This is a genomic window from Biomaibacter sp. TOL (assembly GCF_059717795.1).
Genome location: NZ_AP046092.1, coordinates 347,750 through 363,347, shown reverse-complemented (window position 1 = coordinate 363,347; position 15,598 = coordinate 347,750). Strand labels below are relative to the sequence as shown.

The window sequence follows — 15,598 nt, the reverse complement described above, 5'->3', positions numbered from 1 at the left end:
GGACCGCCACTTCTTAATCATTTTTTTGCCTGGGGAATTTCAACTATATTGTCTATCTTATAGTTGCCGTATTGGTCTTTTTCCTGAACAGGGACAAATTTGAATACCCTGCTTTTTGAAAGGATTACACCTAAAGCCAATGTTAATGTAAATACTAAACTGAATTTCTTTAACAAGCTTAACCCCTCCTTTTTAATTGGGGACATTTCTCCGCATCCCGCAGTTTCCTGTCCTAGCAAAGGAGGTGTATCCCTTTTCCTTAATAAAAAAGTTTACATAACATATGTTAACATATATGAATGTTGCGGGCGACGGACACTTTCAGGAAACAGAGGCAGAAGATATCCGCCTTGTCATTTTGTTCCTGCAGGACTAAACTCTCGACAGAGATATGGTGCCGAGACTTCTCAGGCAGAAAAGCACTTTTTAGTGTGGCCGGACAAAATTTCATTGCGGCGATAGGATCATTCCGGCTTGTTCTATATCGAATAAAACAGTATAATAATGATATAGGAATCCAACGGAGGAAGATTATGTCTGCAGAAAAAACTATCGAAATAGTCCGCGACAAGCAGAACCCTGACCGGCTTCTCACGATGATGCTGCAAGCTGAGAGCGGTTATGTTTCCGGAGAGGAAATAAGCCGTAAATTCGGGGTAAGCCGTTCAGCCATCTGGAAACAGGTGAACCACCTGCGGGAAATAGGATATGAGATAGAAGCTTCCACGCGCCTGGGATACCGTATTTTAAAGTCGCCGGACCTGATGCTGCCCGAGGAAATCTGGTCAAAAGCAAAGCTTTCATTTCTGGGCGATAGGATATACTATTATTCCACAATAGATTCCACAAACACTCAGGCGAAAAAACTTGCACAGCAAGGCGCTCCTCACGGCGCTCTTGTAATCGCCGATGAGCAAACGGGGGGCAAAGGCCGCATGGGGCGGGCTTGGTTGTCGCCCGGAGGGACCGGCATATGGGTTTCTGTCATATTAAAACCGCAATTGATGCCGTTTGATGCGCCAAAGCTAACTATCCTCACTGCAGTGGCGGTTGCCGAAGCCATCAGGGATAAAACTGGCATCTTAGCCGAAATAAAGTGGCCCAACGACATTCTGATTGAAGGCAAAAAAGTGTGCGGGATATTGACGGAAATGAGTGCAGAAGTCGATGCGGTAAATTTTGTCGTCATAGGTATTGGAATAAATGTGAATAACGACTTTTTCCCCGAGGAAATAAGGAATAAGGCAATTTCGCTTAAAATGGCCGGAGGGGAGAAAGTAAGCCGTACAGATGTAATTGCAGGCTTTCTGGAAAGATTGGAATATCATTATAATGTTTCCATGTCGCAGGGGTTTGAACCGGTATTTGAAAAGTGGAGGAAACTTTGCCTCAATCTTGGAAAACCGGTGGAAATTGTTGCCGGAAGCAGGGTTATTACCGGAATTGCATTGAATATCGATGAACAGGGCGCCCTGATGATAAAAAAGAACAACGGGGGAATTGAAAGGGTTTTGAGCGGAGAAGTGTCGTTAAAGTATTGCAAGAGGCAGTGACCGACGATATTATCAAATTCCGCAAAGAATAAAAAACTCTTCGAGAGTTAAGAATAAAGTCAGAAGACAACTGCATTAGAAAGTAGCAGCCCTACACCGATAGAAGATGCCGTACAGATGATAAGGAGGATTTCGCGTGGACAGGGAGACGCAGATTGAAGAAATCATTGATTTTGTAAGCAGGCATAAAAGTTCTTATGCCAGCCGCACAGTATGTGCCAGGATTTTGGGCGACAGTTTTATGGGAATAGACGACGATGCCATAGATGAATTAAGAGCCAGGCTTCCCAGGACGGATAGCGATGAATTGGAAGCATGCTACTATATAATAAAATAAGGAAACTGTTCGGCATTATGCGCTGATGCAGCGGTTTTTAGCCGCTGAACGGTTTTAATGCCGCTGCCGTGATTCCGGGCCCAATGTTACAAGGCGTACATGGGCACCGGAATCTTTTTTTAAATTGAACTCAATTTTATGTAAAAAATTTTTGATTATGAAGGAACATTCTTCTTTTTATAGAATAATATATGTTTAAATAGTTTTGGAGGGATGTTTTTATGCTGGAGTTGATTCTCAGCGGAGCAAAAGGTAAGATGGGAAAGACTATTGCGGAGCTTGTAGAGACACAGCCCGATTTAAAGATCGCGGCGGGAGTCGATATTACCAGGGGAGAAGGAGTTTTTCCCATATACGACAGCGTGTACGAAATTGCGGAAAGAGCCGATGTTATCGTGGATTTTTCCAATCCTAAAGCTCTCGGAAGCCTTTGCGGATTTGCTCTGGAAAGGCAGATTCCTATGGTAGTAGGTACAACGGGACTTGCCGACGTACATAAAAAAATGCTGGCAGATGCCTCTAAAAAAATTCCGGTATTTGTCTCCCACAACATGTCTCTGGGTGTTTTTCTGCTTGTCACCCTGGTACGCCAGGCAGCCGCAGTACTTGACGATTTTGACATAGAAATTGTGGAAAGACACCACAATCAGAAGATAGATGCCCCCAGCGGTACATCTTTAATGATCGCCGACGCGATTAAAGAAGTAAGGGCGGATACCGAATATGTTTTCGGCCGGGCGGATAAAAACAAGAAACGTGAAAAGAGTGAAATAGGAATACATTCAATCAGAGCAGGTAACCTCGTGGGCGAACACCGGGTGATATTCGGCGGCGAGGATGAAACCATAGAATTATCCCATACGGTTACATCAAGAAAAGTCCTGGCCGCCGGAGCCCTGAGAGCAGCTCGATTTATTGTTTCACAATCTCCGGGATACTATAGCATGGCGGATCTGGTGAAAAGTCTCGGCGGATCATAACTTTGTGCCGCAATAGGGGCAAAAATTGTACCCGGGATTGACATAATTTCCGCAATTTGGGCAAAAACCGCCAGTTGAGCCCGCTTTTTTCAACCTGCTAAAATCTATTTCACCGCTGCGAATAATATCCGCCGCATATTCGCTTTCCACTTCATAAAGACTTCCGCAGCATCGAAGCCTTAAAAAATATTTGCGGTTCCATTTGAACAGGGGAATAAAAAAGAAATGAAAATAAGTGTAGTATTCTATGAATTCGGCTCTGGACAGCCTGCCGCAGGTCGGGCAGATAATATTGTCAAATTCTCTGATTAACCTCTCCTTGTTCTGTATGCCGAATATTCCTATAAAAAACATAATTACCTCCCATAAGTTTAGTTGCTTGTTTTTATTTTCATTGTACAATATTATAATATATATAGTTTTTTATGGCAAAGAGAGATTGATATGACAGAAATGGCTGTATAAAAATGCGTAGAATAAATGCAGGCAACAGGGGGTTAAAAGTTGAGAGTTAAAAAAAGCGGAATTTATAATACTTTGGTAAACTGGAAGAATTTTAAACAAAAACTTATTGCCGAAGGCCTCGCAATCGGCATTGCAGCGGGAGCTGTGGCTGCTCTGTACAGGTTTATTATAAAAGAAGCCGATCTATTTCGAGAACAAATTTATCATAATCTAAGGGCAAGCGGTAATTCCGCTATTCTTATCTGGTTTGTATTTCTATTGGCCACGGCCTATATTCTCGGTGTTATTGTAAAAAAAGAGCCGTCTGTGAGCGGCAGCGGTATCCCACAGGTCAAGGGCGTATTATCCGGCCAGATGCGCATGAACTGGATAAGGGTAATATTATATAAATTTTTTGGCGGCATCATCGCTCTGGGGGTTGGACTTTCCCTGGGGAGGGAGGGACCGTCGGTTCAGCTGGGAGCCGCAGCGGGGCAGGGCGTGAGCAGGATTCTTGGAAGGATAAAAGTAGAAGAGAAATACCTTATCACCTGCGGCGCCAGTGCAGGGCTTGCGGCAGCTTTCAGCGCTCCGCTGGCCGGCACCATATTTGCCCTGGAGGAACTGCACAAAAACTTTTCACCATTGGTTCTGGTGCCTGCCATGGCTGCATCAATGATGGCGGGGTTCATCTCCCATCAGTTTTTCGGGCAGGCGCCGGTGTTCAATTTTGGAAGGCTTGATCCGATACCGCTCAGATATTATGGCTATGTGTTTATAATGGGGATAATTATTGGAGTGTTTGGCGTTATCTTTAATCTGGCACTGATAAAAACTCAAGAAATATATAGAAAACTAACATTTCTCAGGCAGGAAACAAGACCCGTCATACCTATTTTTATGGCGGGAGTATTGGGATTTTTTATGCCCCAGGTTCTGGGAGGTGGCAATGCTCTAATAAATTCACTTGATAAAATCCAATATGCAGTAGGTTTTATTATCATTTTGCTTATAGTAAAATTTTTATTTACCATGATAAGCTATGGTTCGGGAGTACCAGGCGGCATATTTTTGCCTATGCTTGTCATTGGTGCGCTGGTGGGCGATGTCTATGGAACTTTTATAGTAAACGTTCTACACATAGACCCCGGATATGTCAAAAATTTTATAGTGTTGGCCATGGCCGGATACTTCTCCGCCATTGTAAAAGCCCCTATTACAGGCGGTATACTGATAACCGAAATGACGGGATCCTTTGTCCACCTTCTGGCATTGACCTTAATTTCCCTTACTTCCTATCTTACCGCCGACCTGCTAAATGGCGAAGCAATTTATGATCTGTTGCTGGACAGGATTCTTGATGAAAATAAGAAACGGCAAATTGTAAGTGGCAGCGATAGAAAAGTCTTGATGGAGATTCCGGTATGCGTAGGGTCCGAATTGGATGGGAAAAGGATCAGAGATGTGGAATGGGACCCGCACTGTCTGCTGGTTAGTATAAACAGGGGCACAACCGAAATCATCCCTAGGGGCTATACGAGAATTTATCCCGGAGATTATCTGGTAGTGCTTGCCGATAATGATAGGGCTGCGGAGATAAGAATAAAATTGACGGCAATGGCTGAAAAAACCTGAAGCACAGAGGCTCTAAAAGGGGTATTGTAATGTACCGACCGTTTTTATTTTCTGCTGTATTTTTTCTATCCGGAATAGTGGCAGGGTACTTTATTAAAAGCATCCGGCTTTTTTTACTATTTATCGCAATAAGTTTCTTTGGCCTGCTGTTTTCCAGAGGGAGAAAAACTAAAAGCATTTTAATCGGCATTATGATATTTTTCGCCGGTGCATTTTATTATAATTTCAGGGCTGCCGGGACAGCCGGCACCATTGTAAATTATGCCGGAAAGCAGCAAATTGTGGTCGGTATGGTTAACGATTCCCCTGCCATTGAAGCCGACAGGGCGAGATATGATATTAAGGCTTTGTATATATTAGAAAACAACAGATATAAAAAGGTATCCGGCAGGATACTGCTTTCGGTGCTTCGGGATGAAAAAAACCACTACATCTTCAGATATGGAGACGTGGTAAAATTTTCCGGAAAACTCAAACTGCCTCAGGAAAAACGCAACCCCGGCGGGATGGATTACAGAGCAAGCCTTTTGCAAAAAGGCATTTCCACCACCATGTTTTCCCGGGAAATAGAATATGTATGCCCCTATAATGCAAATTTGTTTATCAAAGCCGCATATTCTCTGAGAGAAAGGATTTCCGCATTTTATGAAAAGAATCTTCAACCAAACACTGCATCCTTACTGATGGGCATTGTCCTGGGCTTGAAAGGCGGCATTTCGGGAAATACCCTGAGGGCCTTTTCGGATTCGGGGACAATTCACCTCCTGGCAGTATCGGGGATGAATACTGCGATAATCTATGGAGCTCTCCAGTGGCTGTTTGACATTTTTCATATCTCCCGAATCATTTCGTTTCTGGCAGGTTCGTCGGCGATAATATTTTATTGTTTCATGGCAGGGCTTTCCCCTTCGGTTTTAAGGGCTGCCATAATGATAATGGTTTTAATGCTGGGCCGGGCGGCAGGAAGAAAAAACGACCCTTTAAACTCCCTGGGTCTGGCAGCGCAAGTCCTACTCCTGTTTAATCCGCTGTATCTTTTTTCAGTAAGTTTTCAGTTCTCCTTCGCAGCCACCCTGGGGATTATACTCTTTTATAAGCGCTTCAGGGATTTTCTTTCATCCCTTCCGCATTTTCTGAGAGATTCTCTGGCCGTGATAATATCCGCACAACTTATGGTATGGCCTTTTGCCGCGTATTATTTCCACAAAGTATCACTAATAAGTTTTTTTTCTAATCTGGCAATAGTTCCTGCCGTGGGCCTTATATTGATTTTGGGTATTGTATCGGGATTGATTGGGCTTGTTTTTCCACCGGTCGGAATTATACCTGTTAAAATAACAGGTGCGTTATTATCTGCTGTAGAGCACGCCGCAGTTTTCAGTTCAAAACTTCCATTTGCCGCCAGAGCAATACCAAACCTATCACCGTTTATTATCATACTTTATTTTATCCTTACAGGCGTGATTTTTAATATCATTCAACCACCTTTCTATAGCGCTCAGAAAGCAAGGAAACTTGCTTCAATAATGCTTGCAGTGCTGGTCTTATTCGTTATAATTCCCAAAAATTCCGGCCTTGAGGTGACATTTGTAGATGTAGGTCAGGGGGACTGCATCTTTATAATGACAGAAAACGGCAGTACGGTATTAATAGACGGCGGCGGAGTGCCATCATATTACAACGCAGATTTTGACGTAGGCTCGGCTGTTGTGGAGCCATTTTTATACGGCAGGGGTGTCGACCATATTGATGTTGTGGTTTTCAGCCATTTTGACGATGACCATGCCCGAGGGCTTTTGACTATTTTAAAAGATATAAAGGTGGACACGGTTATATACGGCAAACCTTCAGATTCTGCGATTTATAAGGATATGCTGGAAATCGTCCGCAAAAAAAATATAAAACTTATCCAGGCGGGCAGGGGCGACAAATTTTATGTTGGGAAAGCGGTATTCGAGGTAATAAATCCTCCGCGGGAAAACGCTTTTGCCGATGAAAACGACAATTCGGTGGTGCTGAAGATGACATGTGAAAACATCCGATTTTTATTTACGGGAGACCTGGGATTTGAAGGTGAAAGGCAGCTTTTGAATTCGGGATTGGATCTCGGAGCAGTGGTATTAAAAGCAGGCCATCACGGCAGCGCCTCATCCACTTCGGAAGAATTTCTTTCAAAGGTGAATCCTTCATTTGCCGTAATTTCCGCCGGCAAGGACAACGCCTTTGGGCACCCGTCGCCACGGGTCCTGGATTTGTTTAAAGAAAAAGGAGTCAAGGTTTTTCGAACAGACCTTCAGGGAGCAGTGACCTTTAAAATACAAAAAAACAATGTTAAAATATTTACATCAATACCCGGGGAGATTGAAGAGTGATGAAAAATATCCGGCTGTTTTTTGGCGAAGAAAAATTTTTAATAAAAGAAGAAATACGGAAAATAAAAGAATCCATGATCCCGACACATCTGGAAACCGTAAATTTTGTCGTGCTTGACGGCAGGACCGCGTCCGAAGATGAAATAATCAATACCGCCATGACGGTGCCGATGCTTCAGGATAATAAATTGATGGTGGTTTATGACGCTCGCTTTTTTGAAACTGCAGGAAAAGAAAAAGACGGGGAGGATTCCCATAAAAAGGACACTTTCATAGAACTTTTGCAAAACATTCCATTTTATACTCATTTGATATTTACATGCGAAAAAGCAGATAAAAGAAAAAAAATATTTAAATTGCTTCAAAAAGAAGGCACAGTCAGGGAGTTTCCGGCGCTGTCCCTCAAAGACAAGGCGGTATGGGTGCAAAAAAGAGCCGCTTTTTACGGCAAAAAGATGGATTTGTCTTTAGCATATTTTCTGGCTCAGAATACGGGGGACCTGTATCAAACCGAAATGGAGCTGAAAAAAATAATAGATTTTATAGGAGAAAAGACGGAAATACAAAAAAACGATATAGTAGCAATATTTTCTAATTCCCTTGAAAACAACATTTTTGATTTAACTGATTACATAGGCATGAAAAAACCGGCTATGGCCATTGGGATATTGCATGATTTGCTTTTAAAGGGCGAAAAAGGCATTGTAATCCTTTTCATGATATCGAAACACATCATGGACCTTATCTCTGTAAAGCTGCTCAAAAATGCGGGATTTCAGGACATGAAGCAGAGACTGGGACTGCATCCCTTTGTTCTTAAAAAAGCCGTTGAACAAGCGGCAAACTTTACGCTGGATGAATTGGAGCAAGCTCTAAAACTGTGTCAGCAAATGGACCTTGATATAAAGAAAGGGAGAATCGACGATAAAAAGGGTATTGAATTGCTTGTTGCAAAGATGACAAAATAAAACTATTAAATAAGAAGGTCACTTTTCCGGTTGAGAAAAGTGACCCTTTGATTTATTGATACCTGGGAGGCTGCTGGTCTTTGGCGGAAGCTACCGGCTGAGCAGTATGCTGACCGAATTCCTGATTATAAGCGGAAGTACGATACTGCTGCTGATTTTTTACAGGTGATACGGTTTGAGCAGTATGCTGACCGAATTCCTGATTATAAGCCGATGCCCTGTATTGTTCCTGGGGCCTTGCCGGTGAAACCGTTTGAGCGGTATGCTTTCCGAACTCCTGATTGTATGCCGCAATTCTCGCCTGAGAAGTGCCGGCATACATGGGCTGACCTGTTTGAGGTTGATACTGCTGGGTCACCTGTGTTGCAATATCCCGGCTGACCGAGGATAATTGCTGCAGCTGTCGCGAAAGGTCACTGCACATCCTCTGCATCATACTTAGCTGCTCCGTGGCTTTCTGCTCGGTCTGCTGCAGTTGTTGCAGTTTTTGAGCCGTGGCGGATTCTGCGGAAAATAATTGTGATAGCTGTGCGGCATTGTTCTGCTCAGCACGGGAGAGCTGGCTTACAATCTGGTTAAAATTATTTAGATTTTGCTGGAATTGTTGAATTTGCTGCTGTAAAGACATTACCTTATCCAAGTCGACCACCTCCAGGTATTTTTGAGATTAGAGACGTTCTAATCTCTTTTTTATTTTTTCTCAAAAAAGCTTAAATTAAACTGGAAAAAAATCGCGTAAGCGACGGCTTACGCTGATTAACTTACTGCTGTATTTGATTGAGACATCCTTCTGTAAAGACTGGATTTTTTACGAGCGGCGGCATTTTTGTGAATAACGCCTTTGGAAGCGGCCTTGTCGATGGCTTTTATGGCATTGGCCAGGCAGGCTTTGATATTGTCCGAATCGGCTGTTTTCAAAGCTTCGATAAATTTTTTAATGGAATATCTCACCTGAGATTTTACCAGATTATTTCTTAGCGTCCTGGTTCTGGCCTGGCGGACTTTTTTCTTAGCCGATGCTATATTTGGCAAAACTTTTCACCCCCTTGAAATGCTGAATATAATTTTATCATTTCATTTATTAAAAAGCAAGGGACAAAAAGATTTTGTGTGATTTTGATGTGGATAAATGTTATTTCTGTATATTATAAAAATCTTAAGGTTAATATAATAAAAGAATAAAGATGGAGGTGATAATAAATGGTAGGTATGATAATTAGATTTATAGTTTCAGCGCTGGTGTTGATGCTGGTAAGCTTCATACTACCAGGTTTCAAAGTGGCGGGCTTTACGGGAGCCCTGATTGCGGCTATTGTCATTGCCATACTGGGTTTCATTGTCGAAAGTCTTTTGGGAAACAAGATTTCCCCCCAGAACCGTGGGATAGTAGGTTTTATCACGGCAGCGGTGGTAATATATTTTGCCCAGTTCCTGGTTCCCGCCATGAACGTCACGTGGTGGGGAGCTCTGCTGGCTTCCCTGGTGATAGGTATAATCGATGCCTTTGTGCCTACTGAGCTTCGATAAGGAGGGGTAGATTATAGAGAAAAACATTCGCACCGATCTTGCCATCGAGGCAAGAGAGCTGACAGGCGGCGGTAAACTTGCGGGGGTGCAGGTGGAAACGGAAAAATCTGATGAAATGACCATAAGCAGGGTAAGGATAGAAAATGAAGCCGGTGCCGAAGCCATGGGCAAACCGATAGGCTACTATGTGACGCTGGAAGTGCCCCGCCTTAAAGAAAGAGATCCTGAGCTTACAGAGGAAGTCAGCAAAAACATGGCTGAAGAACTGAAGAATATGATAGAACTGCCGGAGGATGCCACCATCCTGGTTATAGGTTTGGGCAACTGGAATGTAACGCCGGATTCACTTGGTCCGAAAGTCATCGGCAGGTTAATTATCACCAGGCATCTTATGGAAATGATGCCTGATAAATATAGTACGAAGAATGGCATCAGGCCTGTCTGCGCTCTGGCTCCGGGAGTTCTTGGAATAACCGGCATAGAGACTGGAGAAATTATCAAAGGACTGGTAGAGAAGATCAAGCCCCGGCTTATAATTGCCATTGATGCACTGGCAGCCAGGAGCATGGAGCGCATAAGCACCACCATACAGATATCCAATACGGGGGTTTATCCGGGGTCCGGGATAGGCAACCGCCGCATGGGCATTACTGAAGAAACGATGGGGGTCAAAGTTGTAGCGATAGGAGTTCCCACCGTTGTAGATGCGGCCACTATGGCCAATGATACGCTGGACATGCTGATAGGACAGTTCATGCGACAGGCGCGGCCCGGCAGCGATTTTTACAGGCTACTGCAGGAACTTGATAAAGAAGAGAAGTACAGACTTATTCATGAAGTGCTTTCTCCTTTTGTGGGTCAGCTGGTAGTAACGCCGAAGGAGATAGATTCCTTGATAGACAACACCGCAAGGACGCTGGCCGGAGGTTTAAACCTGGCCGTTCATCCCGGAATAAGTTATGAGGAGGTGAGCACTTTTCTTCAATAACAGTGAGGCAAAAAAGCCTCATTTTTTTTGTGTACATTGAATATGTTTTAGAGAAGGAAGTGATGAGTTTGATAAGGTTTAAAGTTATAAAGATAAAAAAATACACGCAATTTGCAATCACAGGCGTTATATTGATGGTGCTTGTCGCTTTTATCGTCGGAGCATGGTTTTCCACAAAATCGATTCCGGCTTTCGGCTATGGAAAGAAGGTAGGCGTCGATACCGGTATTAATATTGTGCAGAGGTTGAGTGACGGGGTTTTCATGAAAATTATTTGCTGGGGCTTGCCTGTAATAGATGCCGCATCCGATGAGGGGATTTCTCCAATCAATTATGTCTTTCTCGCCAGGAATGCGTTCAAAATACTGACGAATGCGGATTTGGATAACCCAAAAAGCTATTTTTCATTTCAGGTTCCGATTATGAGTCTTGCCGCATCGGAAATGGTTTCAACACCCGGAGTGGAAGTGCCTGCAAAGGATCCTGCGGTGGTGGAAAATGAACATGAACCAGAGCAAAACCCTCCGGCAGCCCCGGAACCCGAAATGTCTGCAGAGGTGGAAAAAATCGTGTCCGTGAAAGGAAAACCACTGGTTTTGATTTACCACACCCACACCACAGAATCATATATGCCCTCAAAAGCATATAATTATAGACCAAAAGATAAGGCTTACCATACAGATGACCTTAATTTCAGCGTGGCAAGAGTCGGAAATGTGCTGGCCGATGAATTAACCAGTATGGGCGTTCCCGTTTTGCATGACAAAACAGTACACGACGTGCCCACATATATGACATCATATGCCAATTCGGCAAAGACCGTGGAACAGATTCTTAAAACCAATCCTTCCATAAAAATAATAATAGACCTCCATCGTGATGCTCCTGTAGTTGATCCTCAAAAATCCAGGGAATTGACAACAGTTAAGATCGACGGCAAGACCTATTCCAGGATTATGCTGGTCATAGGAAGCGACAAGGTGTTTCCAAACTCCCACTGGAAAGAGAACTACCGCTTCGGCATGATGGTCAATGAGAAACTGGAAGAACTGTACCCGGGCATTACCAGAGATATAGACTTGAGAGAACAGCGGTTTAACCAGCACCTTTCCAATAAAGCCATTCTGGTGGAAATAGGCAGTCACGGAAATACCATGGAGGAATCCATTGCATCGGCAAAAGCCTTTGCCAGGGCGCTTTCGGATGTTATAAAAAGTTTGACGCTGTAGAATGAAAATAAAAATATTGGCCAACAATAAAAAAATGGGAGCAACAAGCCCAAGAACAACATAGTCTCACTCCACAGTTTTCTTTGGTGTTGCCCCATTTTCAAGATATTATTGGTTTCGTAACGTTTCAGATGTTGAAAGTTAAAAGTAAGAGATTAGAAAGGTGAACATCCGTGAACTATAAAGACCTGTTGACATTGATTATAATCTTTCTTCTTGTTCTGGCACAGGGGCTCCGGCTGGCTGAAGCGGGAGTCTATTCCACCATGGGTGTGGACATGAGGCCCGCCAGTTTTGATTTTGATTTTGATTTACAGAGCAGGGTTTATGACATTTCTTTTATGGGCATGCGCCGGCAATTTACCGGTACGTTTAAAATCGCCGATTTCTATGCGGATAAAAAAATTATCTGTATAAAATTTTCAGGAATGGATTTTACCGTGCACCCTCTGATCGATTTGGGATTTATATTAAAGAGCGGGACAAATCTTGATAAAAAGTCCACCAAAATGTATAATTGAATGTAAAATGGCAAGTAACAAATGAGGTGGAATATATGTCTATACCCCGTGAAAGAATCAGGAACTTCTGTATTATTGCCCATATTGATCACGGAAAATCGACTCTTGCGGACAGACTCCTGGAATATACGGATACCATTCCAGCACGAGAAATGGAGGACCAAGTCCTTGATAAAATGGAATTGGAGCGCGAGAGAGGAATAACCATCAAAGCCCAGGCGGTAAGGATGATATATCATGCAGATGACGGACAGGATTATCTGTTGAATTTGATAGATACACCAGGGCACGTGGATTTTACTTATGAGGTTTCAAGAAGCCTGGCCGCTTGCGAGGGAGCGCTTCTGGTGGTGGATGCCACGCAGGGTATTGAAGCGCAGACCCTGGCCAACACTTATCTTGCACTGGAACACAACCTTGAAATAGTGCCGGTTATAAATAAAATTGATCTTCCCAGCGCCGATCCCGAGGAAACAAAACGAGAAATAGAAGAAATAATCGGCCTTTCCACTGAAGAAGCGGTTTTAACCTCGGCCAAAGAAGGCATCGGGGTAAAGGATGTACTGGAGGCTGTTGTAAGATTGATACCTCCGCCCAAAGGCCGCATCGAAGACCCTTTGAGAGCTCTGATATTCGACTCTTTTTATGACTCGTACAAGGGAGCCGTAGCCTTTGTGCGCGTAATGGAAGGGGAAGTATCCCCAAAAAAGGTCATTAAAATGATGTCGACGGGCAAAACTTTTGAAGTTACCGAAGTGGGGGTTTTTAAGCCGGACATGGTGGCTGTCGACAGCCTGAAGGCTGGAGAAGTAGGGTATGTGGTGGCCAGCATAAAAAATGTTACCGATACCCGGGTGGGCGATACCATCACCGATGCCGAAAGGCCTGCGGAAAAACCGCTGCCCGGCTATAAAAAAGCGGTCCCGGTAGTGTTCTGCGGCATGTACCCCGCCGAAGGAGAGGATTACGAAAATCTGAAAGACGCCCTGGGAAAACTGCGGCTGAATGACGCATCGTTGTTTTTTGAACCCGAAACTTCGGCGGCTCTTGGATTCGGATTCCGATGCGGTTTTCTGGGACTGCTTCATATGGACGTGATATGCGAACGCCTTGAACGGGAATATAATCTGAACCTTATAACCACTGCACCCAGTGTAATATATAAAGTCACGAAAACAAGCGGAGATAAAATCGATGTAGACAATCCTACAAATTTTCCGCACCCTACGGAAATAGAATATATTGAAGAACCGTATGTGGATGCGTCCATAATGCTTCCCACCGAATATGTGGGAACCATCATGGAGCTGTGTCAGGACAAGCGCGGGACTTTCAAGGATATGCAGTATATAAATCAAAAGAGGGTAATATTAAAATATGACATGCCTCTTTCGGAAATAATATATGACTTTTTTGATCAGCTCAAATCCCGGACCAGAGGATATGCTTCACTAGATTATGAAATTTCGGGCTATAAAAAATCCGATCTTGTCAAACTGGATATCCTTATAAACGGAGAAGTGGTGGATGCGCTTTCTTTCATAGTCCATAAGGACAAGGCGGCAAGCCGCGGCCGTCAGATGGTGGAAAAACTGAAAGAAGTAATTCCCCGCCACCTCTTCGAGATACCCATACAGGCTGCAATCGGGGGCAAAATAATAGCCCGGGAAACGGTAAGCGCCATGAGAAAAAATGTCCTTGCAAAATGCTACGGCGGGGATGTGACCAGAAAGAAAAAACTTCTCGAGAAACAAAAGGAAGGCAAGAAGAGGATGCGCCAGCTGGGCAATGTGGAAGTGCCGCAGGAAGCTTTTATGGCGGTTTTGAAAATTGAGTAGCCAAATGAATGATTTTTCGCTGTATATTCATATTCCCTTTTGCGCAAAAAAATGCAATTACTGCGACTTCAATTCATATGTTGCCCCGGAGCTGGTGTCATCTTATATTGAGGCTCTGCGAAAAGAAATTTTATTGTATAGTCATATAGAACGGCCTGTCAAAACCGTATATATCGGCGGCGGCACTCCGACTATTTTAAGCGAAAAAGACCTAGAAACATTGATAGATTGCATCTTGCGGCACTTTCACATAAAATCCGGCGCCGAATTTACCGTAGAAGCCAATCCAGGGACTTTGAGCCGTCGGAAACTTCTTGTTCTGAAAAAGCTAGGGGTAAACCGCTTAAGTCTGGGACTTCAAGCTTATCAGGACAGACTTTTGAGAATGATGGGCAGAATTCATTCTGCGAAAGAATTTGAAGAATGTTTTAAAATGGCCAGAGAAGCTGGATTTAACAATATAAATGCGGATGTGATATTTGGATTGCCCGGGCAGACTGTTTCGGACTTCATGGAGACCCTGGAATATCTGACGACGTTTTCTCCCGAACATATATCCTGCTATTCGCTTACTGTTGAAAAAGGCACGATATTTTTCGAAATGCAGGAGCGAGGGCTGCTGCAGCTCCCGAGCGAGGAAGAGGAAAGGGCAATGTACCATAAAGCCGTGGAGTATTTAAAGAGTCAGGGATTTATACACTATGAGATATCCAATTTTGCTATTCCCGGCCGCATGTCTCGACATAATATTGCCTGCTGGAAATATGAGGATTATTTGGGGCTGGGCGCGGGAGCCCATTCTTTTATGGATGGTCGCAGATTTTATAACCATCCTTCCCCTCATGAATATTTAAAAAGCCTTTCGCAAAATATGCTTCCAGTGGGAAATACGGAGTACCTGGATACAAAAGAGCAACAGGCTGAATTTTGCTTTTTAGGACTGAGGCTGATTGAGGGATTGGATAAACAAGATTTTAGAAGACGTTTTGGAAAAGATATCCATGAAACTTACGATGGCGCTATCCGAAAACTTGCGGTATCGGGCCTCCTTAAAGAAGATGAAATGCATCTTAAGCTTACCCCGAAAGGTTTGGACCTGGCTAACGAAGTATTTGTTGAATTTTTGCCTTAATCTTCTTGACAAAAAAAAACCGAAGTGATATTTTTTTAATTAGAATTTTAGCACTCTCACACAAAGAGTGCTAA

Annotated in this window: 16 protein-coding genes; 12 read left to right on the top strand and 4 right to left on the bottom strand. The window is 43.5% G+C overall.

Features of this window, described 5'->3' with window-relative positions:
- Positions 1-17: 17 nt before the first annotated feature.
- Entirely contained in the window at positions 18-176 is a 159-nt protein-coding gene (locus AC6I1H_RS01915; protein WP_497739356.1) for a hypothetical protein, read from the bottom strand.
- Positions 177-533: 357 nt separating this feature from the next.
- Here AC6I1H_RS01915 and AC6I1H_RS01910 point away from each other — a divergent pair, with 357 nt between their 5' ends.
- The 3 genes from AC6I1H_RS01910 (at position 534) to dapB (ending at position 2,870) form a co-directional block, all read left to right on the top strand.
- Complete coding sequence (locus tag AC6I1H_RS01910) at positions 534-1,553, top strand: biotin--[acetyl-CoA-carboxylase] ligase (protein WP_497739355.1); 1,020 nt, start codon at positions 534-536, stop codon at positions 1,551-1,553.
- A 136-nt stretch (positions 1,554-1,689) separates the two neighbouring features.
- A complete protein-coding gene (locus AC6I1H_RS01905) occupies positions 1,690-1,890 on the top strand; it encodes a hypothetical protein (protein ID WP_497739354.1) in 201 nt (66 codons plus the stop codon).
- A 221-nt stretch (positions 1,891-2,111) separates the two neighbouring features.
- The gene (dapB, locus tag AC6I1H_RS01900; RefSeq protein ID WP_497739353.1) at positions 2,112-2,870 is read left to right on the top strand and encodes a 4-hydroxy-tetrahydrodipicolinate reductase; all 759 of its coding nucleotides are present in this window, start codon (positions 2,112-2,114) and stop codon (positions 2,868-2,870) included.
- Here dapB and AC6I1H_RS01895 read toward each other — a convergent pair.
- On the bottom strand, positions 2,865-3,224 hold the full coding sequence (locus tag AC6I1H_RS01895) for a zinc ribbon domain-containing protein (protein WP_497739352.1): 360 nt from the start codon (positions 3,222-3,224) through the stop codon (positions 2,865-2,867). The two genes, dapB and AC6I1H_RS01895, sit on opposite strands and share 6 nt — an antisense overlap.
- A 150-nt stretch (positions 3,225-3,374) precedes the next feature.
- On the opposite strand from AC6I1H_RS01895, the gene AC6I1H_RS01890 reads away from it, so the two are divergent.
- Genes AC6I1H_RS01890 through holA form a run of 3 tightly spaced genes read left to right on the top strand, consistent with a single transcriptional unit; the run spans position 3,375 to position 8,289 of the window.
- A complete protein-coding gene (locus AC6I1H_RS01890; RefSeq protein ID WP_497739351.1) occupies positions 3,375-4,949 on the top strand; it encodes a ClC family H(+)/Cl(-) exchange transporter in 1,575 nt (524 codons plus the stop codon).
- A gap of 29 nt (positions 4,950-4,978) precedes the next feature.
- A complete protein-coding gene (locus AC6I1H_RS01885; protein ID WP_497739350.1) occupies positions 4,979-7,321 on the top strand; it encodes a DNA internalization-related competence protein ComEC/Rec2 in 2,343 nt (780 codons plus the stop codon).
- A complete protein-coding gene (holA, locus tag AC6I1H_RS01880; protein WP_497740682.1) occupies positions 7,321-8,289 on the top strand; it encodes a DNA polymerase III subunit delta in 969 nt (322 codons plus the stop codon). The genes AC6I1H_RS01885 and holA overlap by 1 nt, the downstream gene beginning before the upstream one ends.
- Before the next feature lie 52 nt (positions 8,290-8,341).
- Here holA and AC6I1H_RS01875 read toward each other — a convergent pair whose 3' ends face one another.
- Both AC6I1H_RS01875 and rpsT read right to left on the bottom strand, forming a co-directional pair.
- Positions 8,342-8,929, bottom strand: a complete 588-nt coding sequence (locus AC6I1H_RS01875) for a hypothetical protein (RefSeq protein ID WP_497739349.1) — start codon at positions 8,927-8,929, stop codon at positions 8,342-8,344.
- Positions 8,930-9,045: 116 nt separating this feature from the next.
- Entirely contained in the window at positions 9,046-9,321 is a 276-nt protein-coding gene (rpsT, locus tag AC6I1H_RS01870) for a 30S ribosomal protein S20 (RefSeq protein WP_497739348.1), read from the bottom strand.
- Between the two features lie 168 nt (positions 9,322-9,489).
- Here rpsT and AC6I1H_RS01865 point away from each other — a divergent pair, with 168 nt between their 5' ends.
- The 6 genes from AC6I1H_RS01865 (at position 9,490) to hemW (ending at position 15,524) form a co-directional block, all read left to right on the top strand.
- Positions 9,490-9,816 (top strand): phage holin family protein, encoded by a 327-nt coding sequence (locus AC6I1H_RS01865; RefSeq protein WP_497739347.1) that lies wholly within the window; start codon positions 9,490-9,492, stop codon positions 9,814-9,816.
- 13 nt (positions 9,817-9,829) lie between these two features.
- Positions 9,830-10,804 carry a GPR endopeptidase gene (gene gpr / locus AC6I1H_RS01860; protein ID WP_497740681.1) on the top strand — a complete coding sequence of 325 codons (975 nt, stop codon included), beginning with the start codon at positions 9,830-9,832 and terminating at the stop codon, positions 10,802-10,804.
- Positions 10,805-10,872: 68 nt separating this feature from the next.
- Complete coding sequence (spoIIP, locus tag AC6I1H_RS01855; protein ID WP_497739346.1) at positions 10,873-12,033, top strand: stage II sporulation protein P; 1,161 nt, start codon at positions 10,873-10,875, stop codon at positions 12,031-12,033.
- Positions 12,034-12,206: 173 nt separating this feature from the next.
- Positions 12,207-12,554, top strand: coding sequence for a histidine kinase (locus AC6I1H_RS01850; RefSeq protein WP_497739345.1), 348 nt, complete (start codon positions 12,207-12,209; stop codon positions 12,552-12,554).
- 35 nt (positions 12,555-12,589) lie between these two features.
- The gene (lepA, locus tag AC6I1H_RS01845) at positions 12,590-14,392 is read left to right on the top strand and encodes a translation elongation factor 4 (protein ID WP_497739344.1); all 1,803 of its coding nucleotides are present in this window, start codon (positions 12,590-12,592) and stop codon (positions 14,390-14,392) included.
- Positions 14,385-15,524, top strand: a complete 1,140-nt coding sequence (gene hemW / locus AC6I1H_RS01840) for a radical SAM family heme chaperone HemW (protein ID WP_497739343.1) — start codon at positions 14,385-14,387, stop codon at positions 15,522-15,524. The genes lepA and hemW overlap by 8 nt, the downstream gene beginning before the upstream one ends.
- Positions 15,525-15,598: the final 74 nt, after the last annotated feature.